The following is a 24,721-nucleotide window of genomic DNA, read 5'->3' on the forward strand; positions in this document are numbered from 1 at the left end:
TGCGCTTTACCCACCCTACGATACTGATTTCGCCGCTACTGATTGATCTCCGGCTCCACGAGCCTTGCGAGGCTTCGCAGCGATTCCTGCCAGCCGAGATAGCAGGCCTCCGGCGGGATGACGTCAGGGATGCCGGCCTGGGTGATGTCGACCTCGGTGCCGACCGAGACCTTCTTCAGCGTCACGGTCACCTGGATTTCGCCGGGCAGATTGGGGTCGTCGAACTTGTCGGTGTAGCGGAGACGTTCGCCCGCGACGAGCTCGAGATATTCGCCGCCGAAGGCGTGGCTGTTGCCCGTCGTGAAATTTCGGAACGACATCTTGAACGTGCCCCCGACCTTGGGCTCGAGGTGATGGACGGTGCAGGTAAAGCCGTTCGGCGGAAGCCATTTCGCCAGCGCATCCGCCTCGAGGAAGGCGCGATAGACTTTCTCCGGACTGGTCGAGAGAACGCGGTGCAGACGTACAGTGCTGGGCATGTTCTTTCATCCTCTTGCATCGATGGGCCCGACCTTGGCGTCTACGGCCCATTCATGTCTCAAGGACGACCGGGACGCCGCCGATCCGACATGGCATTGCAGATAAACGGGGGCCGCCGAAACCAGCGGCCCTTGATGCTGTTTTTGTTCGTCTTGGAACTTATCTTGGACGTTGTTTTGGATCGGTTTGCCGCTCACCGCGTCCAGTCTTCACCCGCGCACAACGTTCCCATGCAGCCCCGGACGTTGAGACTGCCGGATGGCAGCAAGCTGACGGTGCTCGCATAGGTCTTTCCGTCGTCGGCATTATAGATCCTGCCCGACCATTTATTTTCGCCGGCAGCCTGCATGTCGATGAACAGGGAGATGCCGACGATCTTCCGGCCGCGCAATGCAGGATCGGCGTTATGGTCGTCGAGCTGCGCCTTGCCCGTCTTCTTATCGATCGGCTCCTTCAGCCAGACGACCCGGCCGCATAGCGCATTGCCGCAACGGCTCACCTTGATCCTCGCGTCGCCAGACTGTGTCAGCCAGACACCAGCGGGACCGCTGGCCGTTGCGGCTTCAGCGTTTCCAAGCGGGGAGATGGACAACAGCGCTGCGAGCAGGTGCCGGACGAGGGTGGAACGCATGGGGGCTCCATATTGGACCAATTGTCATGAAATATTTCATGATAAACGATCAATATATCGCGCTTAAGGTTGAGTCAATTGTGCGGAACATGCATATTGGGGGAGGGTGGTTGCCTGGAAATTGCGGAGTGCTTGGAGATGGGTGTGGTGGAGATATCGGTACGTGAGGCCCGGCAGAGCTGGTTCCGGCGTCTCGATCTTGCGTTCTGGGCGATCTGGGCGGCACTGCCGGTGGTGGTGTGGCTCGCCTATCTCCGGAGCACGACCGCCTCCGCCTCGATCGCGGCGAGCCTTGGTCCCGACCAGGTGAAATGCGCAGGCCTTGTCGCCAATCCGCTCGAGATGTCGCGCCCGGGACAGCTGTTGTTCTGGACGCTATTTGCGCTTCAGCTCTCGTTCTTCGCCGTGTTGATCGGCATCCTGCACCGTATGGTGCACCGATTCGCACGCGGCCGGATCTTCGCGTCCGAGACGCTTCAGGGTGTGTGGTGGATGGGGATCATTCTGGTGATCTGGCCGTTCATCGACCAGATCACCAGCAACGCGGTGGCTTATGCCTTGCACGAGATCGGCGACGTCAAGTTCTTCCTGCCGTCCTACAACGTCGACATCGGCACGATCGCGGGCGGGATGTTCCTGATGGCGCTGAAATTCGTCATCGAGCACGCCATCCTGCTGCAGTCCGAAAACGAGCTGACGATCTGAGGTGAATGCTTGTGCCGATCGTCGTGAACCTCGATGTCATGCTTGCGAAGCGGAAGCGCCGCCTCGGGGACCTCGCCGACGCAATCGGCATTTCCATCCAGAACCTGTCGGTCCTGAAAACGGGCAAGGCGAGGGCGATGCGCTTCTCGACCCTGGCCGCGATCTGCCGCGAGCTAGATTGTCAGCCCGGAGACATCCTCGAATATGTCGCAGGCGAGGAGGGCCGCGATGAGGATGCAGGCGAGGGGAGCTGAGCTTACACCTGGCGTGCCTTGTCCGCCTTCGTGCTGCACACGAGAACCTGAAACACGTCCTCCATGTGCAACGGTTGGCGCGTTTGCGCGCTCACTTGAATCGAGCTCGCCTGGTGCGAGCTCTACCTCGCGGCCGGCCGGACGACCGATCCGTCAGATCGTTGCCACATCCTGCGGCGTCATCGTGAAGGCGAGCCGGTAGCGGCCGATCGTCGGATTGTCCTGCGCGCCCAGAGCGCCAAGCGCCGCCGGCGAAAGTCGGTCGGCGGTCACCTGCTCGATCGCGTCGGCATCGTAACCCGACAGCAGCATGATCCAGTCGGCGGCGCCGTCCTTGCCGCGGATCTGCTGCTCGGTGGTGGGCGAGCTGGTCCGGGGCGTGTCGGTCAGGAGGAGGTGGGCGCCGGTCAGTCCCGGCATCTGCGCCAATGTGCCGAGCGTCTCCGAGAGATGTGTCTGCAACTCCGCCTCGCGCCCGGCCTCCGGCGAAAGCCGGATGGTGGCGAGCGAGGTCGCGACGCCGCCGCCAAAGCTGGCGGCGACGCGGCACTGGCTGCGGACCATGCCGAGATGGTGCGGCATCATCTTGGTCGACCACGGCGTCGGCGCGTTGAGCCGGTCGAGATATCCCTTCGACGTGAGCACCTCGTACCGCTCCAGCTCGTACAGCACGAAGAAGCCGTCGGTGTCCGTCGTGCTGGTCCAGCGCGATCCGCGCCGGAAGCCGGGAATGCTCATCCGCTCGGGAAAATGTTCGTGGGAATGCCAGTCGCCGAACTCCGCGCGCTGCTCGTGGCGGACGCTCCACCACATCGCGACGGCGGCCTTGCCAAGCAGTGACATGCTGACCTCCCTGTTTTCCAGCACTTTGCCTTGACGCCAACGGAGGAAGCAAGTCGTTCACGCTTCCAATCCGACCCCGTACTGTCAGGTGTGATCTGCTATCCCTTCGCGGCGGAGCCGGCACGTGTGGAGCTTGGCAGTCTTTCGGTGCACACAGTCGATTGGCTGGAGGGAGAGTGGTGCGGGTCTTCCGCGAGCAACTTGCCGGTGGCGTACGGTGTGCGCTCGATAGCGCGGCATCGCATCGACGCTCTCGGGCCAGCACAGTTAGCCGACACCAAATCGCGGCTGCGAACGCGCAACTCACCTTGCCTCAGGCGCCTTTCGGGCCTGAATTCGTAAAGTCCGAATTGTTCCGCCGGAGCCCATGAGGCATTAAATCCCGCCAAGCCTTGCAACTGGCGCCGATGAGGTATACGTTGGTGCTGTTCGTTCAGCCGCTGTGCCTTGTTGAATGCGCCCGCGGGCTCCTTTTCCAGAGACATCGACGAATTGAATCTGGTTCTGCGTGAGTGTCACGCGGAATGTGCGCGTATGCGCTTTGGAGAAGAATAATGACGACAGGTACCGTGAAGTGGTTCAACGGCCAAAAGGGCTTTGGATTCATTCAGCCCGACGACGGCGGCAACGATGTGTTCGTTCACATCAGCGCAGTCGAGCGGGCTGGTCTCTCAGGTCTCGCCGAGGGCCAGAAGGTCAACTTCGAGGCCAAGACCGACAAGATGCGAGGCAAGGTCAGCGCAGAGAATCTATCGCTGGCCTAAGATCCTGCGCCGTTTCACGGATGTACTGAAACGGCCACGCTGCCCGCTCGATCCCAGGGATTGAGCGGGTTTTGTCCGTTGCGGGAGTGGGTGAAGCATGAGCGGCAAGAAGTCGGCTGAACCGTCACCCCAAAGCATTGCGCGTACCAACCGTCAGCGTTTGGCTGCCGAGGAGGGAACGCGGGCAATGGCGGACGTCGAGAGACAGGCCGTCGATGTTCGCAAGAACATGGCGCGGCTTCGCGAACTGCGCGAAGCCAAGGAAGCGGCCGACGCAACTCTTCAAGCATCGCTGCCGGCACCAACCCTGACGAAGCGCAAGAGAAAGCTGACGCGATAGTCGAATTCAACTGCGTCGACGAAAATCTGGAGAGGGCCGGTCACATGCCAAAGAGTGCGGATCGTGCCTAGGATCAAGTCGGACAGCGGTGGTACAATCACCTTCTTTCTCGCGCTTGGCGCAGGCCGGCAGATGTGCCGCCTTGCGACCACGTTTCAGACGCAGAAGCAGGCCTTCAGCTATCTTCAGAAATACCGGACGGAATTCGAGCGCATCGCGCGGAGCCGATTGGCCTCCGGGGAGCTCGAAGACGGGATCGTCGTGCTTTCGATGCTCTAAAGCATGATCCGGACCCGAAGGGCCGCGTTTGCGCAAAGTGCGAAGCGGTTTTCCGAAAAGATCATGCTCAAACAATAACCTAAAGCGCGTTGACGATTCATTCCGATCTCATCGCGCTTTCGGTCAGGCGTCGATTTCGACGCGACGCGCTCAGCGCCAGCCTCCATCGCGCGGATGCAACATCGTGACCCGGCAGGGAACGCGTCCTATTCAGAGCGGTCCTTCGGCTCGGCCTCGCGGGCCAGTCGCTCCGCTTTCAGCCGCTCGCGATTCTCGTTGAAGGAGTGCTGGTCCTTCGCATAGTCATTGATCGGCTTCTGCGTTTTGACAGGCTTGAACGCCTTGTTGGCTTCACGCTTGGCCCGATCCGAGGATTGATCTCTCAACATTTCGACCTCGTTTTGATCAACAAGCTGTGACAGGACAGGTGCTGGCCGACGCCTCCCACCCGCAAACGCTGTGCGTAGGCTTGCTACCTTTCGGGGCGAGAAGAAGGCCAATTCTGCAGCGTTGCGCAGATGCTTTTGCGATGTGTTTCAGTCACTCGCCTTGGCGGCTGCGTTGCTCGTACGTCGGGATAGCACGCCGGCTTAGACAACAATGGCACGCCGCCGCTTTTGTTCCAAGGACCCTGCGGACTGGCGCCAGGTTTGCGATAGTGCGATTGTCCCGCCGCAATGTCAGGAGATGTGTAATGCTCGGTGTGAACGACGGGGAGACAATCCCCGCGAAGGAAAGGCCGCAAAGGCCTCAAAGATGGACCGGTGAAGATGCATGGGCGGCTTACCAGCTTCCCTTCAACGATCTGCTCTTCCGTTCACAATCCGTACATCGGGAGCATTTTGACCCAAATCGCGTGCAGTTGAGCCGGCTGCTGAACATCAAGACAGGTGGTTGTCCGGAAGACTGCGGTTACTGCAGCCAGTCGTCGCATCATGCGACCGCTCTTGCAGCCTCCAAGTTGATGGAGGTCGGGAAGATCGTTGCCGAGGCACGCAAGGCAAAAGACAGCGGCGCGACGCGTTATTGCATGGGGGCGGCCTGGCGCAATCCGAAGCCGCGCGACATGGATGCCATTGTCGAGGTCGTCGGAGCCGTGAAGGAGCTCGGGCTCGAGACCTGCATGACGCTCGGCATGCTCGACCGGGATCAGGCCGACCGGCTGAGTGCTGCCGGGCTTGATTACTACAATCACAATATCGATACCTCGGAGCGCTTCTATCCGAGTGTTACCTCCACCCGCACATTCGCCGATCGTCTCGATACGCTGGAGCATGTCCGCGATGCCGGCATGAAAGTGTGCTGCGGCGGAATTCTCGGCATGGGTGAGAGCGAACAGGACCGCGTCGACATGCTGGTCACGCTCGCCAACCTTCCGGAAGCGCCGGAGAGCGTGCCGATCAACATGCTGATCCCGATTCCGGGAACGCCGATGGCGAAGGCGACGCCGATAGGTCCGGTCGAGTTCGTGCGCATTGTCGCGCTGGCGCGTATCATGATGCCGGCCTCTTTCGTGCGACTCTCGGCGGGGCGGTCGGCGATGAGCGACGAGATGCAGGCGCTGTGCTTCTTTGCCGGCGCAAACTCGATCTTTGTCGGCGACACGCTGCTGACGGCGGGCAATCCGCAGGACGAAGCCGATCGAAAGTTGTTCCGCCGGCTCGGACTGGAAGCGCTCTGACCTTTTTGCAAGCCGCTGAGCCTCTTTCCCGATCATGCCCTGGCCGTTAGGTCGTTTGTCCGACGAACAACCCCTCGGCCGCTCTTCGCAGGGCAGGATATTGGCTTTGTCGGATCATGGCATAATGCCTCTGTTTTGCCCGACGTGTCAAAAGGCATTTCGTGAAATACGAAATCGTTTATGACCAACAGGTTAGCTACTGTGCATGGGGTTGTTTTTCCATTTTTTAGTCACAGCCGCGACCGCACGGTCTTCTGAAGCAAAAAGGGCCGCCCCTTCGGGCGGCCCTTTCGTCTCGTTCAACGTGGTGCGGCTTACTCAGCGGCCTGCTTCTGCGGCGGCTCGAGCGCGCCGGACTTGTGGATGTCGGCGACCTGGTGATCGCTGAAGCCGAGCACGCAGCGCAGGATCTCGTCGGTGTGCTCGCCGAGCAGCGGGGAGCGCTCCACCTCGCTCGGGCTATCCGACAGCTTGATCGGATTGCCGACCGAGATGTACTTGCCGCGGGTCGGGTGATCGACCTCGACCACGGTGCCGGTCGCGCGCAGCGACTGGTCCTCGGCGATCTCCTTCATCGACAGGATCGGGCCGCAGGGGATGTCGTCCTTGTTGAGGATCTCCATCGCCTCGAATTTCGTCTTGGTCATCGTCCACTGTTCGATGCGGGCGAAGATCTCGTTGAGGCGCGGCAGGCGGACGGCCGGCTTGGCGTAGTTCGGATCGGTCTTCCAGGTGGGCTCGCCGATCACGTCGCAGATCTTCTCCCAGACCGGGGCCTGGGTGATGAAGTAGATGTAGGCGTTGGGATCGGTCTCCCAGCCCTTGCACTTCAGGATGCGGCCGGGCTGACCACCGCCGGAATCGTTGCCGGCGCGCGGCACGGCGTCGCCGAACGGAATGCCTTCGCCGAACTGGCTGTATTCCTTGAGCGGACCATGCGCGAGGCGCTGCTGGTCGCGCAGCTTGACGCGCGCGAGGTTGAGCACGCCGTCCTGCATCGCGGCGGTGACCTTCTGGCCCTTGCCCGAATGCGTGCGCTGATAGAGCGCGGTGACGATGCCGAGCGCCAGGTGCAGGCCGGTGCCGCTGTCGCCGATCTGCGCGCCGGTGACGAGCGGCAGGCCGTCGCGGAAGCCGGTGGTCGAGGCGGCGCCGCCGGTGCACTGCGCGACGTTCTCATAGACCTTGCAGTCTTCGTACGGTCCGGGGCCAAAGCCCTTGATCGAGGCGACGATCATCTTCGGGTTGATCGCCTGGATCTTCTCCCAGGGGAAGCCCATGCGGTCGAGCACGCCGGGGCCGAAGTTTTCGACCAGCACGTCGCACTTCTTGATCAGCTCGGTGAGGACTTCCTTGCCCTTGGGGTTCTTGGTGTCGAGCGTGATCGAGCGCTTGTTGTGGTTGAGCATGGTGAAATACAGGCTGTCCACGTTCGGGATGTCCTGCAGCTGGCCGCGGGTAATGTCGCCCACGCCCGGACGTTCCACCTTGATCACGTCGGCGCCGAACCATGCCAGCAGCTGCGTGCAGGTCGGTCCGGACTGGACGTGGGTGAAGTCGAGAATGCGAACGCCCTTGAGCGCTTTGGTCATCGTGTTGCTCCGTATACTCTGTCTGCCCCCGCAAACCGCAGGGAATTAAGGGTTGAAGGGGAGGACTTACTTTTTCTTCTGCAGAACGCTCTGCGGATTGAGGTTGCCGATGCGGCCGCTCTCCGAGCCCGCGGCCGGATCGATCACCGCGTTGATGAGCGTCGGCTTGCCCGAGGCCATCGCCTCGTTGACGGCGCGCTTGAGCTCGTCGGGCGAGGTGGCATTCACGCCGACGCCGCCGAAGGCTTCCATCATCTTGTCGTAGCGCGCGCCCTTGACGAACACCGTCGTCGCCGGATCGGCGTTGACGCTGTTGACGTCGGTGCCGCGATAGATGCCGTCATTGTTGAAGATGACGACGCAGATCGGAAGGTTGTAGCGGCAGATGGTCTCGACCTCCATGCCGGAGAAGCCGAAGGCCGAGTCGCCTTCCACCGCCAGCACGGGGTGGCCGGTCTCGAGCGCCGCCGCGATCGCCTGGCCCATGCCGATGCCCATCACGCCCCAGGTGCCGACGTCGAGGCGCTTGCGCGGCCTGTACATGTCGATGACGCCGCGGGCGAGGTCGAGCGTGTTGGCGCCCTCGTTGACGAGGATCGCCTCCGGGTGATCCTTGATCACGTTCTTCAGCACGCCGAGCGCGCCGTGATAATCCATCGGCGACTTGTTGTTCATGAGCTTCGGCGCCATCTTGGCGACGTTCTCGTCACGCTTGGACACGATGGCCTTGGTCCATTCGGCCGGCGGCGCGGTCCAACCCGTGCTGATCGCCTGATTGAAGGCCGATACGACCGAGCCGATGTCGCCGACGACGGGCGCGACGATCTCGACGTTGGAGTCCATCTCGCGCGGCTCGATGTCGACCTGGATGAACTTCTTGGGCGCTTCGCCCCAGCTCTTGCCCTTGCCGTGCGAGAGCAGCCAGTTCAGCCGGGCGCCGATCAGCAGCACGACGTCGGATTCTTTCAGCACCGTGGAGCGCGCGGCTCCAGCGCATTGCGGATGCGTGTCGGGGAGGAGGCCCTTGGCCATGCTCATCGGCAGGAACGGCACGCCGCTCTTCTCGACGAACGACTTGATCTCTTCATCGGCCTGCGCGTAGGCCGCGCCCTTGCCGAGGATGATGAGCGGACGTTTTGCGCTCTTGAGCACGTCGAGCGCGCGCTTGATTGACGCGGGCGAGGGGATCTGCGCGGGCGCGGCATCGATCACCTTGACCAGCGACTTCTGGCCGGCATCGGCGTTCATCACCTGGCCGAACAGCTTTGCCGGCAGGTCGAGATAGACGCCGCCCGGACGGCCCGAGACCGCGGCGCGGATGGCGCGGGCGAGACCGATGCCGATGTCCTGGGCGTGCAGCACGCGATAGGCCGCCTTGCACAGCGGCTTGGCGATCGCGAGCTGGTCCATCTCTTCGTAGTCGCCCTGCTGGAGGTCGACGATCTCGCGCTCGGAGGAGCCCGAGATCAGGATCATCGGGTAGCAGTTGGTGGTGGCGTGCGCGAGCGCGGTGAGACCGTTGAGGAAGCCGGGCGCCGACACCGTGAGGCAGACGCCGGGCTTCTTGGTGAGGTAGCCGGCAATGCCCGCGGCGTAGCCGGCGTTCTGCTCGTGGCGGAAGGAGATCACGCGAATACCTTCGGCCTGCGCCATGCGGCCCAAATCCGTGATCGGGATGCCCGGCACATTATAGATGGTGTTGATGCCGTTCAGCTTGAGCGCGTCGATGACGAGATGAAAGCCATCCGTCAATTCCTGCTCGGTGCCCGGTGCTTCGGACTTGGTCGCGGTATTCAGCATGGGCCTTGTCTCCCTGGTCTCATATGCCGTTTTAGGCTTTGTGGGCGAATGGCTCGCCCTTCTGGTGGACGTTGCTAGGTGAACAGTTCTTGACCGTGCGCTTCGACGTAAGCGGCAAGGCCAAGGGTGTGGTCGCGGGCGCGCTTCTCGGCGAGCTCGGTGTCGCGCGCTTCCAGTGCTTCGATCATGCTGAGATGCTCGGGCAGCGAAGTGGCGGTGCGATCCTTGCGTCCGATGGTGAGCTGGCGGTAGCCGCGCACGTGCAGCAGCAGGTCGTTGGTGAGATCGACCAGCACCGGCGATTCCGACAGCGAGATCAGCGCCTGGTGGAAGGCGATGTTGGCGCGCGAATATTCCTCGACGTGATCCTCGGGCAGGCGGTCCTTGCCGAAGTCCTTGAAGTAGTCGCGCAGCGCCGTGATGTCTTTCTTGCGTGCGGTGGTGGTGATCAGGCGGGCCGCCATGCTCTCCAGCGCCGCCCAGGCGCGGATCATGTCGACGATCTCGCTCTTGGTTCTGCGCACCACCATGATGCCGCGGCGCGGAACCGTCTTCACGAAGCCATCCTGCTCAAGCATCGCGATGGCTTCGCGGATCGGGGTGCGGCTCACACCCAGGCGTTCGGACAACGCGCGCTCGTCGAGCATCACCGGCTCGGGCGTCGAGTAGATGTCCATCTTGAGGATGGCTTCCTTCAAGGCGTCATACGCCTTGTTCTTGAAGCTGCTCTCCGGGGCAATACGAACGATTGCGATATCTGCCTCGGTCATGTTCGGCAACGCCTTGGTTGGTTTCCGCAGTGACACGACGAATCTCCTCCAGTGGGAGTCGTCTTTTACAGGATTATTAACGGGAAAGTTTTTGGCATACCACATGCCAGAATGTCAAGCTGGCTATTTTTTGCGGCGTTCTAAGTCATGCAGCAGCTTGACAAGTTGGCTTCTGGCATACCAAATGCCATCGCCAGCCATTTTTGATCCAAAGCGGCGGAGTAATGTGGGCTTTATGCCACTCCGTTCCGCGACATGGAACAGAGCGCGGCGAATGGCAAGCATCACGGGCAGCCGCTACACGCGCGCGCTTTGAAAGAACGAACTGAGGTCAAGGGAGAAGCCATATGTCCAATTCCAAAGATGCCGTCCGCAAAGTGCTCGACCAGGTCAAGGCGGACAACCGCACCAGCCTGACCGCGCCGGAAGGCAAGCTGGTCTGCGACGCCTACGGCATTCCGGTGCCGAAGGAGGGCGTGGCCAGGTCGGCGGGTGAGGCCGGCAAAATGGCCTCCTCGATGGGCTTCCCGGTGGTGATGAAGATCGTCTCGCCGGACATTCTCCACAAGACCGAAGCTGGCGGCGTCATCGTCGGCCTCAAGACGGCCGAGGATGCCGAGAAGGCCTACGAGACCATTCTCTCCAACGCCAAGAAGCACAAGTCCGATGCCAAGATCGAGGGCGTCCAGGTGCAGCAGATGCTGGCCGGCGGCACCGAAGTCATCGTCGGCTCGATCACCGACGGCTCGTTCGGCAAGCTGGTCGCCTTCGGCCTCGGCGGCGTGCTGGTCGAAGTCTTGAAGGACATCACCTTCCGCCTCGCACCCGCGACCAAGGAAGACGCGCTCTCGATGCTCGACGGCATCCAGGCGCATGAGATTTTGAAGGGCGTTCGCGGCGGCGAGGCGGTGAACCGTACTGCGCTCGCCGATGTCATCGTCAAGGTTTCGCAGCTCGTCACCGATTTCCCTGAAATCGTCGAGCTCGATCTCAACCCGGTGTTCGCGACGGCCAAGGACGCGATCGCCGCCGACGTGCGTATCGTCGTCGACTTCGCCTATGTGCCCAAGCCGAAGCCGCGCCCGACCGAAGAGATCGTCGCGGCCATGAGCCGCATCATGCAGCCGAAGGCGGTCGCCGTGGTCGGCGCCTCCGCCGAGGACGGCAAGATCGGCAACTCCGTGATGAAGAACCTCATCAACGGCGGCTACAAGGGCGACATCTATCCGATCCATCCCAAGGCCGCCGAGATCCTCGGCTACAAGGCCTACAAGAGCGTCAAGGACGTTTCGGGTGTGATCGACACGGCCGTGTTCGCGATCCCCGCGAAGTTCGTGGCGGCGGCGCTCACCGAATGCGGCGAGAAGAAAATCCCGGGTGCGGTGCTGATTCCGTCGGGCTTCGCTGAAGCCGGCGCGCCGGAGCTTCAGGCCGAGATCGTCGAGGTCGGCAAGAAGTACGACATCCGCCTGATGGGGCCGAACATTTACGGCTTCTATTATACGCCGGCCAATCTCTGCGCGACCTTCTGCACGGCTTACGACGTCAAGGGCCACGCGGCGCTGTCGTCGCAGTCGGGCGGCATCGGCATGGCCATCATCGGCTTCTCGCGCTCGGCGAAGATGGGCGTCTCGGCGATCGTCGGCCTCGGCAACAAGTCCGATATCGACGAGGACGATCTGCTCGCCTTTTTCGAGCAGGATCCGAACACGAACCTGATCGCCCAGCACTGCGAAGACCTCAAGGACGGCCGCGCCTTCGCGGAAGCCGCCAAGCGCGTCTCCAAGAAGAAGCCGGTCATCGTGCTCAAGGCCGGCCGCACCTCGGCCGGCGCAAAGGCGGCCTCGTCGCATACCGGCGCGCTCGCCGGTAACGACAAGATCTACGAGGACGTCCTGGCGCAGTCCGGCGTGATCCGGGCCCGCTCGCTGCGGCAGCTGCTCGAATTCGCCCGTGGCGTGCCGGTGCTGCCGACGCCGAAGGGCGAGAACGTACTGATCATCACCGGCGCCGGCGGCTCTGGCGTGCTGCTGTCGGACTCCTGCGTCGACAACGGCCTGTCGCTGATGTCGATGCCGCCGGATCTGGATGCGGCCTTCCGCAAGTTCATCCCGCCGTTCGGTGCGGCCGGAAATCCTGTGGATATCACCGGCGGCGAGCCGCCGATCACCTACGTCAACACGGTGAAGCTTGGCCTGTCGGATGAGCGGATCCATTCGCTGATCCTCGGCTACTGGCACACCATCGTCACGCCGCCGATGGTGTTCGCCCGCAACATGGTCGAGGTGAAGAAGGAGATGGAGGCCAAGGGCTTCGTGAAGCCGATCGTCGCCTCGCTCGCCGGCGACGTCGAGGTCGAGGAAGCGGCCGAATATCTCTACCAGAACGGCATCCCGGCCTACGCCTATTCCACCGAGCTGCCGGTCGAGGTGCTCGGCGCCAAGTACAAGTGGGCGCGCGGGGCAGGGCTGCTCTGAGACGACGAAGACGCTTCGGTATGATCCGGAGCGGGTGGTTATTCACCTCTCCCCGCGCGCGGGGAGAGGTCGAATTGCGAAGCAATTCGGGTGAGGGGACTCTCCCCGAGTCTAACTGTCACCGTCCTTGCGGAGACTCCCCCTCACCCTGACCCTCTCCCCGCAAGCGGGAGAGGGAAATAAGAATAGGGCGAGGGAGAACGGTCAGGTCGCGATGAGCAAGAACGTGATCCGGCGCAAATCGCTCGAGCCTCGATCGCCATCGGAGGCCGACCACGACGCGCGCGATGGTGGCGTGCAGTCCGTCGACCGCGCGCTGTCGATCCTCGAAACGCTGGCCGAAGACGACGAAGGCTACCGCCTCAGCGACCTCGCCGTGCGCACCGGCCTGTCGGCCTCGACCGTGCACCGCCTGCTGGCGACGCTGGAGAGCCGCCGCTTCGTGCAGTTCGACCGCGCCCAGTCCAAATGGCATGTCGGCGTGCGCAGCTTCACGGTCGGCGCGAGCTTTGCCCGGCGGCGTAATTTCTCCACGCAGGCGATTCCTTACTTGCGCAAGCTGCGCGATCTCACCCGCGAGACCGCCAATCTCGCTGTCGTCGACGACGAGTTCATCATCGTGCTGACCCGCATGGAGAGCCGCGAGATCATGCGCTCGCTGACCCAGGTCGGCGGCCGCGTCGCCATGGTGACGTCAGGCGTCGGCAAGGCAGTGCTCGCGACTTATTCGGACGAGGACGTCGGCGCGGTCATCCGCCATCACGGCATGCCTCGCCTGACCGAGAAGTCGATCGTGCGGCCGGGCGATCTGTTCAAGGAGCTCGAGAAGATCCGCAAGCAGGGTTTTGCGCTCGACGATGAAGAAGCTTGTATGGGCCTGCGCTGTATTGCCGCAGTGGTCTACAACGACTGCGCCGAGCCGCTCGCGGCGATTTCCGTCTCGGGCATGACCAGCCGCCTGACCGACGACAGATTGCCGGAAATCGGCCAAATCGTGCGCGAAGTCGCCGGCGAATTGACCGTCGCGCTCGGCGGGGTGATGCCGAAGTCTGGCTAACAAGGAACCGGGCCTGTCGCTGGACAGCATCGGCCGTTTTGGCTGATATGCGACCAAACGACACAATGCGGCAACCGATCAACGACGTCCGCACGAGCCCGGAGAATACCCTCATGTTTCAATTTCCCGCGCGCCTTGTCGGCGCAGCCGTCGCGTTGACCCTTGCGGCAGCTACGCCGGCCTTCGCCCAGCCGCTGGAGCTCAAGCTGATGGCGCCGGCGGCCCCGGGCGGGGGCTGGGACCAGACCGCGCGCTCGATGCAGCAGGCGCTGGTTGCCGCGGGCGTCGCGCGCAGCGTGCAGGTCACCAACGTTCCCGGCGCCGGCGGCAGCATCGGCATCGCGCAGTTCGTCAACGGCGCCAAGGGCGATGGCAACCAGCTGATGGTCAACGGCTTCGTCATGGTGGGCGCGCTCGCCATGAACAAATCGCCTGTCACGCTCGAGCAGGTGACGCCGATCGCACGCCTCACCGAGGAAATCCAGGTGATCGTGGTGCCGGCGAATTCGCCGATCAAGACCGCGCAGGATCTCGCCGCCGCGGTGAAAGCCGATATCGCCAAGGTGACCTTCGCCGGCGGCTCGGCCGGCGGCGTCGACCATGTCATGGCCGCGTTGTTCGCGGGCGCAGTCGGCGCCGACGCGAAGAAGATCAACTACATCCCGTTCTCCGGCGGCGGCGAATCGCTGGCGGCAATCCTCGGCGGCAAGGTCACCGCGGGCATTTCGGGGCTGAGCGAATATGACGGGCAGATCAAGTCCGGCAAGCTGCGCGCGATCGGCGTGACCTCGGAGAAGCGCATCGCGGGCAGCGACATCCCGACCTTTAGGGAGCAAGGCATCGACCTCGTGATCGCCAATTGGCGTTCGGTGGTCGCGCCTCCCGGCATCACGCCGGAGCAGCGCAAGACGCTGAGCGATGCGGTCGAGAAGATGGTGAAGTCGGACGCCTGGAAGGAGATCCTCAAGCAGAAGGGCTGGGAGGATGCCTATCTCGGCGGCGACGCCTTCGCCGACTTCCTGAAGAAGGAAACCGTGCGCGTCACCGACGTGCTGAAATCGGTCGGCCTGGTCAAGTCATGACCTCAGGCGATCCCGCCCAGCCGCGGCGCGTCGATCGCGCCGGCATCGTCATCGCTGTATTGCTCGCAGGTCTCGCCGCGGTGCTGGTCTGGGACGCGCGCGGGCTGCAATCCACTGCGATGTACGGGATGGGACCGGAGGCGATGCCGGTCGTGGTCGCCACCGGCCTTGGGCTGCTCGCGATCGGAAATTTCATCGACGCGCTACGCGGCAATCTGCCGGTGCGCGAGAGCGCCGATCCCGTGCCTGTGATTCTGATCCTGGTTGGCCTTGCGCTCCTCATTGCCATCATCGGCTTCGGCGGCGGCTTCATCCTGGCGACGTCAGCGCTGTTCGTGACGACGTCGGCAGCTTTCGGGCGCCGTGCCATCCTCGTCGACAGCATCATTGCCCTCGTGATGTCGACCCTCATCTATCTCGCGTTCGACCGGCTGTTGACGCTGAGCCTTCCGACCGGCCCGCTGGAGCGACTGCTGTGATGGACACCTTTGCCGCGCTGGCCCACGGCATGGCGGTCGCCGTCCAGCCGATGAACCTGCTCTATGCGCTGATCGGCGTGTTCCTCGGTACGGCCGTCGGCGTGCTACCCGGCATCGGCCCGGCCCTGACGGTCGCGCTGCTGCTGCCGGTGACCTACAAGCTCGACCCCGGCGGCTCGCTGATCATGTTTGCCGGCATCTATTATGGCGGCATGTATGGCGGATCGACCACCGCGATCCTGATCAACACGCCCGGCGAGAGTGCCTCGATGGCGACCGCGCTCGAAGGCAACAAGATGGCCAAGGCCGGCCGCGGCGGGCCGGCGCTTGCGACATCCGCGATCGGCTCCTTCGTCGCCGGCACCATCGCCACCATCGGGCTCGCGTTCCTCGCGCCGTGGCTGGTCGATTTCGCCGTGCGCTTCGGCCCCGAGGACTATTTCGCGCTGATGTGCGTCGCCTTCGTCACTGTGTCGGCGACCTTCGGCGATTCTCCGATCCGCGGCCTGACCAGCTTGTTCATCGGCCTGACGCTCGGCCTCGTCGGCATCGACAAGCTGACGGGGCAGGCGCGGCTTGCCTTCGGCGTCCCCGAGCTGCTCGACGGCGTCGAGGTGACCACGCTTGCGGTCGGTCTGTTCGCGGTGGGCGAGGCGCTCTACGTCGCATCGCGCCGCCACCACACCGAGGAAAAGCTCGAGCCGGTGCGCGGCTCGCTGTGGATGACCAAGGAAGACTGGAGGCGCTCGTGGAAGCCGTGGCTGCGCGGCACCATGTTCGGCTTCCCGATCGGCGCGCTGCCCGCGGGCGGCGCGGAGATTCCGACCTTTCTGTCCTATTCCACCGAGAAGCGGCTCACAAAACATCCGGAAGAATTCGGCAAGGGCGCGATCGAAGGCGTCGCGGGACCGGAGGCCGCCAACAACGCCTCCGCCGCCGGCACGCTGGTGCCGCTGCTCACGCTGGGATTGCCGACCTCGGCGACGGCCGCGATGATGCTGGCGGGGTTCCAGCAGTACGGCCTCAACCCGGGGCCGCTACTGTTTGCCGAGCGGCCTGACCTCGTGTGGGGCCTGATCGCCAGTCTCTTCATCGCCAATTGCATGTTGCTGGTGCTCAATCTGCCGCTGGTCGGACTGTGGGTGCGGTTGCTCGCGATCCCGCAGCCTTGGCTTTATGCCGGCATTCTCGTGTTCGCGACCATGGGCACCATCGCCGCAAAGCCCTCGGTGGTCGAATTGTCGATGCTGGCCGGCTTCGGCGTGCTCGGTTTCCTGATGCGCCGGTTCGACTTTCCGATCGCGCCCGTCGTCGTCGGCCTGATCCTCGGTCCGATCGCCGAGAGCCAGCTGCGCCGTGCGCTCGCGATCAGCCTCGGCGATCCCATGACGTTGCTCCAGAGCCCGATCTCGGCGACGCTGCTCGGCATCGCGCTGGTTGCGCTGCTGGCCCCGTTCGTGCTGAAGGGGATGGGGCGCTTCAAGGCGAACGAGGACTAGCCGTCCCGGCGCGAGCGTCCTCTAATGCTGCGTCCAGCTCGTTGAGGAAACGCCATGCCGTCGGAACTTCGCTCGCCCCGTCTCGCCGTCCTGATCGATGCCGACAACGCCTCTGCGAAGATCGCGGATGGGCTGTTCGAGGAGATTGCCAAGATCGGCGAGGCCAGCGTCCGCCGCATCTATGGCGACTTCTCCAATGCACGGTCCAGGGGCTGGGCCGACATTCTGTCGAAGCACGCCATCATCCCGCAGCAGCAATTCGCCTATACGACGGGAAAGAATGCCTCCGACATAACCCTGGTGATCGACGCCATGGACCTGCTTCACAGCGGCCGGTTCGACGGCTTCTGCCTGGTCTCCTCCGACAGCGACTTTACCCGTCTGGCCGCCCGCATCCGTGAGCAGGGCGTCGACGTGTTCGGGTTCGGCGAGCAGAAGACGCCGGAGAGCTTCAGGCAGGCCTGCCGAAGGTTCGTCTACACCGAGAACCTGGTCTCCGTCCCGGCGACCACCCAGGATGCCGCCTCAAGATCGACGTCGCTTCAGCCGCCCGATGCAGCCACGCCCATCATCAAGAAGGTCATCACCCAGATGGAGAGCGAAGACGGCTGGGTCGCGCTCGGCGAAGTCGGCCGGCAGCTCGCCAATCTGGCGTCCGATTTCGATCCGAGAACGTTCGGGTTCCGCAAGCTGAGTGACCTCGTACGCAAGACGAATTCGTTTGAGATCGATGAGCCAAAGGGCCGGTCGATGCGAATTCGCGTGAAGCCCGCTGCCGCCGCACCGCCGAGAAGGCGGAACCCGCGCAGGCCCGCAAGGGCGGGGACGACGGGCAGTTCGGCGCCTAAGGCGTAAGCAGGGTCTGCCGTTATATTTGCGCTTGCCCGCTATAGCGCAGGGCGTAACCATCGCTGGGCCGTAACGCCACGCGAGGGTCCCGATGACCAGACTTACCCGCTTCGCCGTCGCACCGCTGCATTCGATGACCCGGTGTCTGGCCGATGTCGCCTCCGCGCGCGTCGCACCGGATCTCGTGGTCACGGGGGCCCGGGTGCTTTCGACCTATTCCGAGCGCATCCATCCCGGTCGGGAGGTCTGGATCACCGGTGGCCGCGTCGCAGCGGTGAAACCGGCCGGGGCGGCGAAGAAGGTCTGGGGCGGGGTGCCACTTTACGACGCCGCCGGCGGCATCATCGCGCCGGGGCTGGTCGATCCGCACATCCACATCGAATCCTCCATGGTGACGGCCTGCGCCTATGCCGAGGCTGCGCTCCTCAACGGCACCACCACGATCTTCTGCGACAGCCACGAGATCGGCAACGTCATGGATGTCGCCGGTGTCGAGGCGATGCTGGAGGACGCGCGCGAGGCGCCGCTCTCGATCTTTTTGACGGTGCCGAGCACGGTGCCGGCCACGTCGGCGGAACTGGAGACCGCGGGCGGCGACCTCACGCCGGACAAGATCGCCGGCCTGTTCGACCGCTGGCCCGAAGCGGTCGCGCTCGGCGAGAAGATGGATTTCGTGCCTGTCACGATGGGCGACGAGCGCAGTCATGCCATCCTTGCCGCTGCCTTGAAGCGGGGACGGCCGGTGTCCGGACACGTTTACGGCCGTGAATTCGTCGCGGCCTATGCGGCGTCCGGCGTCACCGACACCCATGAGGCGATCGATCGCGACATCGCCGACGATCTGCTCGACGCCGGCGTCTGGGTTTTTCTGCGCGGCGGTCCGCCGACCACGCCCTGGCACTCGCTGCCGCAGGCGATCCGCACCATCACCGAGCTCGGTGCGTCGCACAAGCGTACGGCCGTGTGCACCGACGACCGTGATGCCGACGATCTTCTGCTGTTCGGTCTCGACTGGGTGGTGCGCGAGGCCGTAAAGGCCGGCATGTCGCCCGAACAGGCCTGGTCGATGGGCTCGCTGCATGGCGCCACACGCTTCGGCATGGAGGGCGATATCGGCGGGCTCGGCGGCGGCCGCCGCGCCGATCTCGTGCTGATGGACGATCAGCTCAGACCGCAATGCACCTGGTATGGCGGCGAGCTGGTGGTCGAGCACGGCAAGATTACGCCGCGGCTCGATCAGGCGCTGTCGCAACGCTATCAATATCCGAAGGCGGCCTATGCGACCGTAAAGCTTCCGGAGAAGGTCAAGCTGACGCCGGAATTGCCGGCGAAGGCGTGTACCGTCAATGCCATCAAGACCGCGCTGCCGGGCATTACGCTGATCCATGAGAAGGTCGCGATCGAGCCGACAAAGGATTGGCCGTCGCTGTTTGAGCGCTACGGCCTGTGCTTCGTCACGGTGGTCGAGCGCCACGGCAAGTCGGCCGGCAATGTCGCTTACGGCGTGCTGAAGGATTTCGGCCTGAAGCGCGGGGCGGTCGCCTCCAGCGTCGGGCACGACAGCCACAACATCATCGTCGCCGGCACCAACGAGGGCGACATGCAGGCGGCGATATCAGCCATCAAGGCGGAGCAGGGCGGTGTTTGCGTCGTCGCCGACGGCAAGGTGAGGGCGCTGGTTCCGCTGCCGATCGCCGGCCTGCTCTCCGACAGACGGGTCACCGAGGTCGCCGAAGCGGTCAAGGTGCTGAAGAAGGAATGGGCGGAAGCCGGCTGCACCATCCCCTACATGGGCTTCAATTTGATTCCGCTATCGGTCATTCCGGAAATTCGCATCACCGACAAGGGTCTCGTGCTGGTGCCGCAGATGGAGCTGGCGCCGCTGTTCGAGTGAGCGGCTTTCACGCCGATGTCGATCTAACCGTTTGAGACCGCCACGGTTTTTCCGCGGCTGCCGCATCGTGGAAAATAAAATCGATCTCGTTGAGATCGCATCTTGCACGCCTGATGATCGCACTCGCTGACGCAACTCAAGCGAGGTCCGATATGGCGAAGATGCGAGCCGTCGATGCTGCCGTGCGAATTCTGGAAAAGGAAGGCATCTCGACTGCCTTCGGCGTTCCCGGGGCCGCGATCAATCCGCTGTACTCGGCGCTGAAGAAGCGCGGGTCGATCCGCCACATTCTCGCGCGCCATGTCGAGGGCGCCTCGCATATGGCCGAGGGCTATACGCGGGCGAAGGCCGGCAATATCGGCGTCTGCATCGGCACGTCGGGTCCGGCCGGCACCGACATGATTACCGGGCTATATTCGGCGATCGCCGATTCCATTCCGATCCTCTGTATCACCGGGCAGGCGCCGCGCGCACGGCTCTACAAGGAGGACTTCCAGGCCGTCGACATCGAGTCGATTGCAAAGCCCGTGACCAAATGGGCTGTGACCGTGCGCGAGCCGGCGCTGGTGCCGCGTGTGTTCAGCCAGGCCTTTCACATCATGCGCTCGGGCCGGCCGGGTCCGGTGCTGATCGACATGCCGCTCGACGTGCAGGTCGCCGAGATCGAGTTCGACGACGAGACCTATGAGCCGCTGTCGGTCTACAAGCCCACCGCGACGCGCAAGCAGGTCGAGAAGGCGCTGGAGATGCTCAATGCCGCCGAGCGCCCGCTGATCGTCGCCGGTGGTGGTATCATCAACGCCGACGCCTCGGACCTGCTGGTGGAATTCGCCGAGATCGCCAACGTGCCGGTCGTGCCGACGCTGATGGCGTGGGGTGCGATCCCCGACGACCACGTGCTGATGGCCGGCATGGTCGGCCTTCAGACCAGCCACCGCTATGGCAATGCGACCATGCTGGAATCCGACTTCGTACTCGGCATCGGCAACCGCTGGGCCAACCGTCACACCGGCTCGGTCGAGACCTACACCAAGGGCCGCACCTTCGTGCATGTCGACATCGAGCCGACCCAGATCGGGCGCGTTTTCAATCCCGATCTCGGCATCGTCTCGGACGCCAAGGCCGCGCTCGAGCTCTTCGTCACCGTCGCCAGGGAGTGGCGTCGGTCAGGCAGGCTCCGCGAGCGCCAGGCGTGGCCCGCGGCCTGCCGCGATCGCAAGAAGACGATGCTGCGCAAGAGCCATTTCGACAACGTCCCGATCAAGCCGCAGCGCGTCTATGAGGAGATGAACAAGGCCTTCGGCCGCGACACCACCTATGTCACCGTGATCGGCTTGTCGCAGATCGCAGGCGCGCAGTTCTTGGGCGTCTACAAGCCGCGCAACTGGATCAATGCCGGGCAAGCCGGCCCGCTCGGCTGGACGCTGCCTGCCGCGCTCGGGGTGCGTGCGGCATGCCCGGATCGCGAGATCGTCGCGCTGTCCGGCGATTACGACTTCCAGTTCCTGATCGAGGAGCTCGCGGTCGGCGCGCAGTTCAATCTGCCCTACATCCACGTCGTCGTGAACAATTCCTATCTCGGCCTGATCCGCCAGGCCCAGCGCGGCTTCGACATGGATTATCACGTCCAGCTCTCCTTCGAGAACGTCAACGCACCGGAGCTCGGTGGCTACGGCGTCGACCATGTCGCGGTCGCCGAAGGCCTCGGCTGCAAGGCGATCCGCGTCACCGATCCCAAGGATACGCAGGCGGCGTTTGCGACCGCGCGTGAACTGATGGCGAAGCACCGCGTGCCCGTCGTGGTCGAGTTCATTCTCGAACGCGTCACCAACATCGCGATGGGCACGGAGATCGACAACATCGTCGAGTTCGAGGAGGTGCTGGATCTGCCGCTCGACGAGGTCGAGACCAAGCGGCCCGGCGTGCTGCAGCCGGCGGAATAGGGGAGAGCATCATGCCGAAATTTGCCGCCAACCTCACCATGCTCTTCAACGAGATGCCGTTTCCCGACCGCTTTGCCGCGGCGAAAGCGGCGGGCTTCTCCGGGGTCGAGTATCTCTTCCCGTACGATTTCGACAAGGCGCTGCTGCGCGAGCAGCTCGAAGCTCACGGGCTGACGCAGGTGCTGCACAACCTTCCCGCGGGCAACTGGGCAGCGGGCGAGCGCGGCATCGCGATCCTGCCCGATCGCGTCAGTGAATTTCGCGACGGCGTGTTCCGGGCCATCGACTACGCCAAGGCGCTCGATTGCGAGCAGCTCAACTGCCTCGTCGGCATCGCGCCTGCCGATGCCGACCCGCGCGAGCTCAACGAAACGCTGGTTGGCAACCTTCGCTTTGCCGCCTCGACGCTGGCGCGCGAGAACATCAAGCTCCTGGTCGAGCCGATCAACACGCTCGACATTCCCGGCTTCTACCTCAACGGCACCGAGCAGGCGGTTCAGCTGATCTCCGAGGTGCGGTCGAACAATCTGTTCATCCAGTACGACATCTACCACATGCAGATCATGGAGGGCGATCTCGCCCGGACCATGCAGGAATATCTCCCGCAGATCGCCCATATCCAGCTCGCCGACAATCCCGGTCGCCATGAGCCCGGCACCGGTGAGATCAACTACCCCTTCCTGTTCCGCCACCTCGACGCGATCGGCTATCGCGGCTGGATCGGCTGCGAATACAAGCCGCGCACCACGACGCTGGAAGGCCTGTCCTGGCACGCCGCGCAGACATTTGAGACCTGAGGAAACGTAGACATGATCGACATCGGCTTCATCGGACTTGGCACCATGGGACGGCCGATGGCCGGCCACCTTCTGGCCGCGGGCCATCGCGTGCTCCTGCATGACGTCGCGCCGGTCGCGCCTGAGCTGATTTCCGCGGGCGGCATCGCCTGCAAATCGGCGAAGGAAGTCGCGGAGGAGGCGGATGCGGTCATCATCATGGTGCCCGACACCCCGCACGTGGAGGCGGTGCTGTTCGGCAAGGACGGCGTCGCGAGCGGCATCTCCAAGGGCAAGATCGTCGTCGACATGAGCTCGATCTCGCCGCTGGCGACCAAGGAGTTCGCGAAGAAGATCGAGGCGCTCGGCGCGGACTATCTCGACGCGCCGGTGTCGGGCGGGGAGGTCGGGGCGAAAGCAGCGAGCCTCACCATCATGGTCGGCGGCCCGGAGCGGGCCTTTGGCACCATGAAGGCGATCTTCGACAAGATGGGCAAGAACGTCACGCATGTCGGCGCCAATGGCGATGGCCAGACGACGAAGGTCGCCAACCAGATCATCGTCGCACTGACGATTGAGGCGGTGAGCGAAGCGCTGCTGTTCGCATCCAAGGCGGGGGCCAATCCCGTTCTCGTGCGCAAGGCGTTGATGGGCGGTTTTGCATCGTCGCGGATTCTCGAAGTGCATGGCGAGCGCATGGTGAAGCGCAATTTCGAGCCGGGTTTCCGCATCGAGCTGCACCAGAAGGATCTCAACCTCGCGCTGGAAGGTGCGCGCGCGCTCGGCCTGTCGCTGCCGAGCACGGCATTGGCGCAGCAATTGTTCTCGTCCTGCGCCGCGCATGGCGGCAAGGCCTGGGATCATTCCGCGATGGTGCGGGCACTGGAACTGATGGCGGGACACGAGATCGCCGCAGCGTAAGTGTTACGCAGTAACACTCTCCAGATTTGGCCTGTCTTTCGTCGTGCGGGAACCGGAACAATGGTCCGACCCCGCGGTTGAAGGCGCAGAACAATCACTGGAGAGTGTGGACATGAAGACCCGTCTTGCGATTTCGCTGGCTGCCGTGTCGCTGCTGGCGTCGAGTGCAGCCTTGGCCCAGTCGACGACCGAACAGGGCGCTAGGGACGGCGCGCGTGCGGGTGGCGACATCGGCGGACCGATCGGCGCGATGGTCGGCGGCACCGTCGGTGCGGCCGTCGGCGCCGGTCTCGAAATTCCGAATGCCGTGCTCGGCGGAATCCCGCGCGACGATTCCGTCGTGATCCACGAGCGCGTCATCGTCGGCGAGCCGCTGCCCCCGACCGTGGTGCTGCGCCCCGTGCCGAACTACACCGAGTATCGCTACGCGGTCGTGAACGATCGCCGCGTCATCGTCGAACCGCGCACGCGCCGCGTCGTCAAGATCATCGACTGATCGATCAGAGCGTGAAGGCTTTGAAGAGCCGGGCCCTGCGGAGCGTCACTCCGCGGGGCCCTAGTTCGTCAGGGCCGAATTGGCGCGGAAGCGCGCCATGATCCAATCGGTGACGGCGGCGAGCGCAAAGCCGATGCAGGCGGTGCCGGCATCGACAAGAAAATCGTCCAGCCGTGCATGCCGTCCCGGTGCCCAGAACTGCATCAGCTCGAGCACGCCGATCAGGACCACCGCGACGGCCGCGACAGCCCAGCGGCGATTCCGGTAGGCGAGGCCGAAGGCCAGTCCGACCAGGATGAAGGCGAGGGCGTGCTCGCCGTCCTGGCCGAGATCGGAATGGGGCCGCAGGCCGGGCGGGCCGAGGGTTGCGAAAGTGACGGCGGCCGCGAGCAGCCAGGCAAAAAAGCGAATAAAAATGGGCATCCGGTGCCGATAGCACGGATTTGCAACGGCCTGTTGCGGGGCAGGGATCAGATCGCCGTGTAGTTAATGACGAAACGTTAAAGTGGCTCGCGCACGCCGAGGCCGTGCATGAAGCGTTCCCGGATCTGAACGGGATCCCTGCGGGTGGTACCCACGCCCGGCTTGTCGTCGATGCGGACCGCGATCAGGCTCGGCTCGGAGGCGGACAGGGCCTCGTCGACCAGCCGCTCGAAATCCTCCTCGTCCGCGGCCCAGGCGCTGTTGGCAAGTCCCGAGCCGGAGGCGATCGCGACGATGTCAGCCACACTCGCGGCCGGCGTCGGCTGCGCACCGGTGATCTGGTAGATGCCGTTGTCCATCACGATCATGATGAGGTTCTTCGGCCTCAACGCCGCAATCGTCGCGAGCGCGCCGAGCTGCATCAGCAGCGAGCCGTCGCCTTCGAGCGCGAAGACTCGGCGATCGGGCTGGGCCAGCGCGACGCCTAATGCGATCGGGAAAGCCAGCCCCATGCTGCCGAGCATGTAGAAGTTCTGCGGGCGATGGCCGGCGGCCCAGAGATCGAAATTGGTGTTGCCGATGCCGCCGATCACCGCTTCCTCGTGCTTGAGCCTGGCGATCAGGCGCGAGGTGACATCGAAGCGGTTCATGACCTTGGTGTTGCGGTTGTCCAAATCTGTGCTCAT

At 63.8% G+C, this 24,721-nt stretch carries 26 protein-coding genes; 17 read left to right on the forward strand and 9 right to left on the reverse strand.

The features are described 5' to 3' along the window. Positions 1–35 precede the first annotated feature (35 nt). Together AC0L3X_RS24635 and AC0L3X_RS24640 are read right to left on the reverse strand one after the other, a co-directional pair. Complete coding sequence (locus tag AC0L3X_RS24635; RefSeq protein ID WP_063984525.1) at positions 36–479, reverse strand: SRPBCC family protein; 444 nt, start codon at positions 477–479, stop codon at positions 36–38. Positions 480–673: 194 nt separating this feature from the next. Continuing rightward, entirely contained in the window at positions 674–1,111 is a 438-nt protein-coding gene (locus AC0L3X_RS24640) for a DUF2147 domain-containing protein (protein ID WP_084795231.1), read from the reverse strand. A 138-nt stretch (positions 1,112–1,249) separates the two neighbouring features. Between AC0L3X_RS24640 and AC0L3X_RS24645 the strand changes: the two genes are divergently transcribed. Further along, positions 1,250–1,816: a DUF2975 domain-containing protein gene (locus AC0L3X_RS24645; protein ID WP_473316921.1), complete on the forward strand. Its 567-nt coding sequence runs from the start codon at positions 1,250–1,252 to the stop codon at positions 1,814–1,816. Positions 1,817–1,827: 11 nt separating this feature from the next. After that, positions 1,828–2,070, forward strand: coding sequence for a helix-turn-helix domain-containing protein (locus AC0L3X_RS24650; RefSeq protein ID WP_063986544.1), 243 nt, complete (start codon positions 1,828–1,830; stop codon positions 2,068–2,070). A gap of 153 nt (positions 2,071–2,223) precedes the next feature. On the opposite strand, the gene AC0L3X_RS24655 is transcribed toward AC0L3X_RS24650, so the two are convergent. Continuing rightward, positions 2,224–2,913, reverse strand: coding sequence for a hypothetical protein (locus AC0L3X_RS24655; protein ID WP_063986543.1), 690 nt, complete (start codon positions 2,911–2,913; stop codon positions 2,224–2,226). Between the two features lie 554 nt (positions 2,914–3,467). On the opposite strand from AC0L3X_RS24655, the gene AC0L3X_RS24660 reads away from it, so the two are divergent. The 3 genes from AC0L3X_RS24660 (at position 3,468) to AC0L3X_RS24670 (ending at position 4,296) form a co-directional block, all read left to right on the forward strand. Then, on the forward strand, positions 3,468–3,677 hold the full coding sequence (locus AC0L3X_RS24660; protein ID WP_028151479.1) for a cold-shock protein: 210 nt from the start codon (positions 3,468–3,470) through the stop codon (positions 3,675–3,677). Between the two features lie 97 nt (positions 3,678–3,774). Continuing rightward, positions 3,775–4,017 carry a hypothetical protein gene (locus AC0L3X_RS24665; protein WP_063984523.1) on the forward strand — a complete coding sequence of 81 codons (243 nt, stop codon included), beginning with the start codon at positions 3,775–3,777 and terminating at the stop codon, positions 4,015–4,017. A gap of 54 nt (positions 4,018–4,071) precedes the next feature. Continuing rightward, positions 4,072–4,296, forward strand: coding sequence for a hypothetical protein (locus tag AC0L3X_RS24670; protein WP_028151477.1), 225 nt, complete (start codon positions 4,072–4,074; stop codon positions 4,294–4,296). Positions 4,297–4,502: 206 nt separating this feature from the next. On the opposite strand, the gene AC0L3X_RS24675 is transcribed toward AC0L3X_RS24670, so the two are convergent. Beyond that, on the reverse strand, positions 4,503–4,685 hold the full coding sequence (locus AC0L3X_RS24675; RefSeq protein ID WP_063984522.1) for a hypothetical protein: 183 nt from the start codon (positions 4,683–4,685) through the stop codon (positions 4,503–4,505). Between the two features lie 305 nt (positions 4,686–4,990). Here AC0L3X_RS24675 and bioB point away from each other — a divergent pair, with 305 nt between their 5' ends. Beyond that, positions 4,991–5,977 carry a biotin synthase BioB gene (bioB, locus tag AC0L3X_RS24680; RefSeq protein WP_166105922.1) on the forward strand — a complete coding sequence of 329 codons (987 nt, stop codon included), beginning with the start codon at positions 4,991–4,993 and terminating at the stop codon, positions 5,975–5,977. Between the two features lie 314 nt (positions 5,978–6,291). On the opposite strand, the gene frc is transcribed toward bioB, so the two are convergent. The 3 genes from frc to AC0L3X_RS24695 all read right to left on the reverse strand — a co-directional run bounded on the left by frc (position 6,292) and on the right by AC0L3X_RS24695 (position 10,139). Then, entirely contained in the window at positions 6,292–7,569 is a 1,278-nt protein-coding gene (frc, locus tag AC0L3X_RS24685; RefSeq protein ID WP_473316923.1) for a formyl-CoA transferase, read from the reverse strand. Between the two features lie 66 nt (positions 7,570–7,635). Further along, on the reverse strand, positions 7,636–9,369 hold the full coding sequence (gene oxc, locus AC0L3X_RS24690) for an oxalyl-CoA decarboxylase (RefSeq protein ID WP_063984520.1): 1,734 nt from the start codon (positions 9,367–9,369) through the stop codon (positions 7,636–7,638). Positions 9,370–9,443: 74 nt separating this feature from the next. Beyond that, complete coding sequence (locus AC0L3X_RS24695) at positions 9,444–10,139, reverse strand: GntR family transcriptional regulator (RefSeq protein ID WP_166105920.1); 696 nt, start codon at positions 10,137–10,139, stop codon at positions 9,444–9,446. A 347-nt stretch (positions 10,140–10,486) separates the two neighbouring features. Between AC0L3X_RS24695 and AC0L3X_RS24700 the strand changes: the two genes are divergently transcribed. From AC0L3X_RS24700 to AC0L3X_RS24750, 11 genes are all read left to right on the forward strand, one after another. Continuing rightward, positions 10,487–12,616, forward strand: a complete 2,130-nt coding sequence (locus AC0L3X_RS24700; RefSeq protein ID WP_063984518.1) for an acetate--CoA ligase family protein — start codon at positions 10,487–10,489, stop codon at positions 12,614–12,616. A gap of 214 nt (positions 12,617–12,830) precedes the next feature. Next, positions 12,831–13,673 carry an IclR family transcriptional regulator gene (locus AC0L3X_RS24705; RefSeq protein ID WP_063984517.1) on the forward strand — a complete coding sequence of 281 codons (843 nt, stop codon included), beginning with the start codon at positions 12,831–12,833 and terminating at the stop codon, positions 13,671–13,673. A 113-nt stretch (positions 13,674–13,786) separates the two neighbouring features. Further along, complete coding sequence (locus AC0L3X_RS24710; protein WP_063986542.1) at positions 13,787–14,755, forward strand: Bug family tripartite tricarboxylate transporter substrate binding protein; 969 nt, start codon at positions 13,787–13,789, stop codon at positions 14,753–14,755. Beyond that, positions 14,752–15,234 carry a tripartite tricarboxylate transporter TctB family protein gene (locus tag AC0L3X_RS24715; RefSeq protein ID WP_063984516.1) on the forward strand — a complete coding sequence of 161 codons (483 nt, stop codon included), beginning with the start codon at positions 14,752–14,754 and terminating at the stop codon, positions 15,232–15,234. The genes AC0L3X_RS24710 and AC0L3X_RS24715 overlap by 4 nt, the downstream gene beginning before the upstream one ends. Then, on the forward strand, positions 15,234–16,733 hold the full coding sequence (locus tag AC0L3X_RS24720; protein WP_063984515.1) for a tripartite tricarboxylate transporter permease: 1,500 nt from the start codon (positions 15,234–15,236) through the stop codon (positions 16,731–16,733). The genes AC0L3X_RS24715 and AC0L3X_RS24720 overlap by 1 nt, the downstream gene beginning before the upstream one ends. 54 nt (positions 16,734–16,787) lie before the next feature. After that, the gene (locus tag AC0L3X_RS24725) at positions 16,788–17,588 is read left to right on the forward strand and encodes an NYN domain-containing protein (RefSeq protein WP_028150272.1); all 801 of its coding nucleotides are present in this window, start codon (positions 16,788–16,790) and stop codon (positions 17,586–17,588) included. An 85-nt stretch (positions 17,589–17,673) separates the two neighbouring features. Further along, positions 17,674–19,476, forward strand: coding sequence for an adenine deaminase C-terminal domain-containing protein (locus AC0L3X_RS24730; RefSeq protein WP_063984514.1), 1,803 nt, complete (start codon positions 17,674–17,676; stop codon positions 19,474–19,476). Between the two features lie 152 nt (positions 19,477–19,628). After that, the gene (gene gcl, locus AC0L3X_RS24735; RefSeq protein ID WP_063984513.1) at positions 19,629–21,419 is read left to right on the forward strand and encodes a glyoxylate carboligase; all 1,791 of its coding nucleotides are present in this window, start codon (positions 19,629–19,631) and stop codon (positions 21,417–21,419) included. Between the two features lie 11 nt (positions 21,420–21,430). Then, complete coding sequence (hyi, locus tag AC0L3X_RS24740; protein WP_063984512.1) at positions 21,431–22,216, forward strand: hydroxypyruvate isomerase; 786 nt, start codon at positions 21,431–21,433, stop codon at positions 22,214–22,216. Between the two features lie 12 nt (positions 22,217–22,228). Then, positions 22,229–23,116: a 2-hydroxy-3-oxopropionate reductase gene (locus tag AC0L3X_RS24745; RefSeq protein ID WP_063984511.1), complete on the forward strand. Its 888-nt coding sequence runs from the start codon at positions 22,229–22,231 to the stop codon at positions 23,114–23,116. Between the two features lie 112 nt (positions 23,117–23,228). Beyond that, a complete protein-coding gene (locus AC0L3X_RS24750; RefSeq protein ID WP_063984510.1) occupies positions 23,229–23,612 on the forward strand; it encodes a DUF1236 domain-containing protein in 384 nt (127 codons plus the stop codon). 60 nt (positions 23,613–23,672) lie between these two features. On the opposite strand, the gene AC0L3X_RS24755 is transcribed toward AC0L3X_RS24750, so the two are convergent. Both AC0L3X_RS24755 and AC0L3X_RS24760 read right to left on the reverse strand, forming a co-directional pair. Beyond that, positions 23,673–24,035 carry a VanZ family protein gene (locus tag AC0L3X_RS24755; protein ID WP_063984509.1) on the reverse strand — a complete coding sequence of 121 codons (363 nt, stop codon included), beginning with the start codon at positions 24,033–24,035 and terminating at the stop codon, positions 23,673–23,675. A gap of 77 nt (positions 24,036–24,112) precedes the next feature. Further along, positions 24,113–24,721 (reverse strand): thiamine pyrophosphate-dependent enzyme, encoded by a 609-nt coding sequence (locus AC0L3X_RS24760; RefSeq protein WP_063984508.1) that lies wholly within the window; start codon positions 24,719–24,721, stop codon positions 24,113–24,115.

The sequence above is a fragment of the Bradyrhizobium sp. MI1.7 genome (assembly GCF_055811795.1).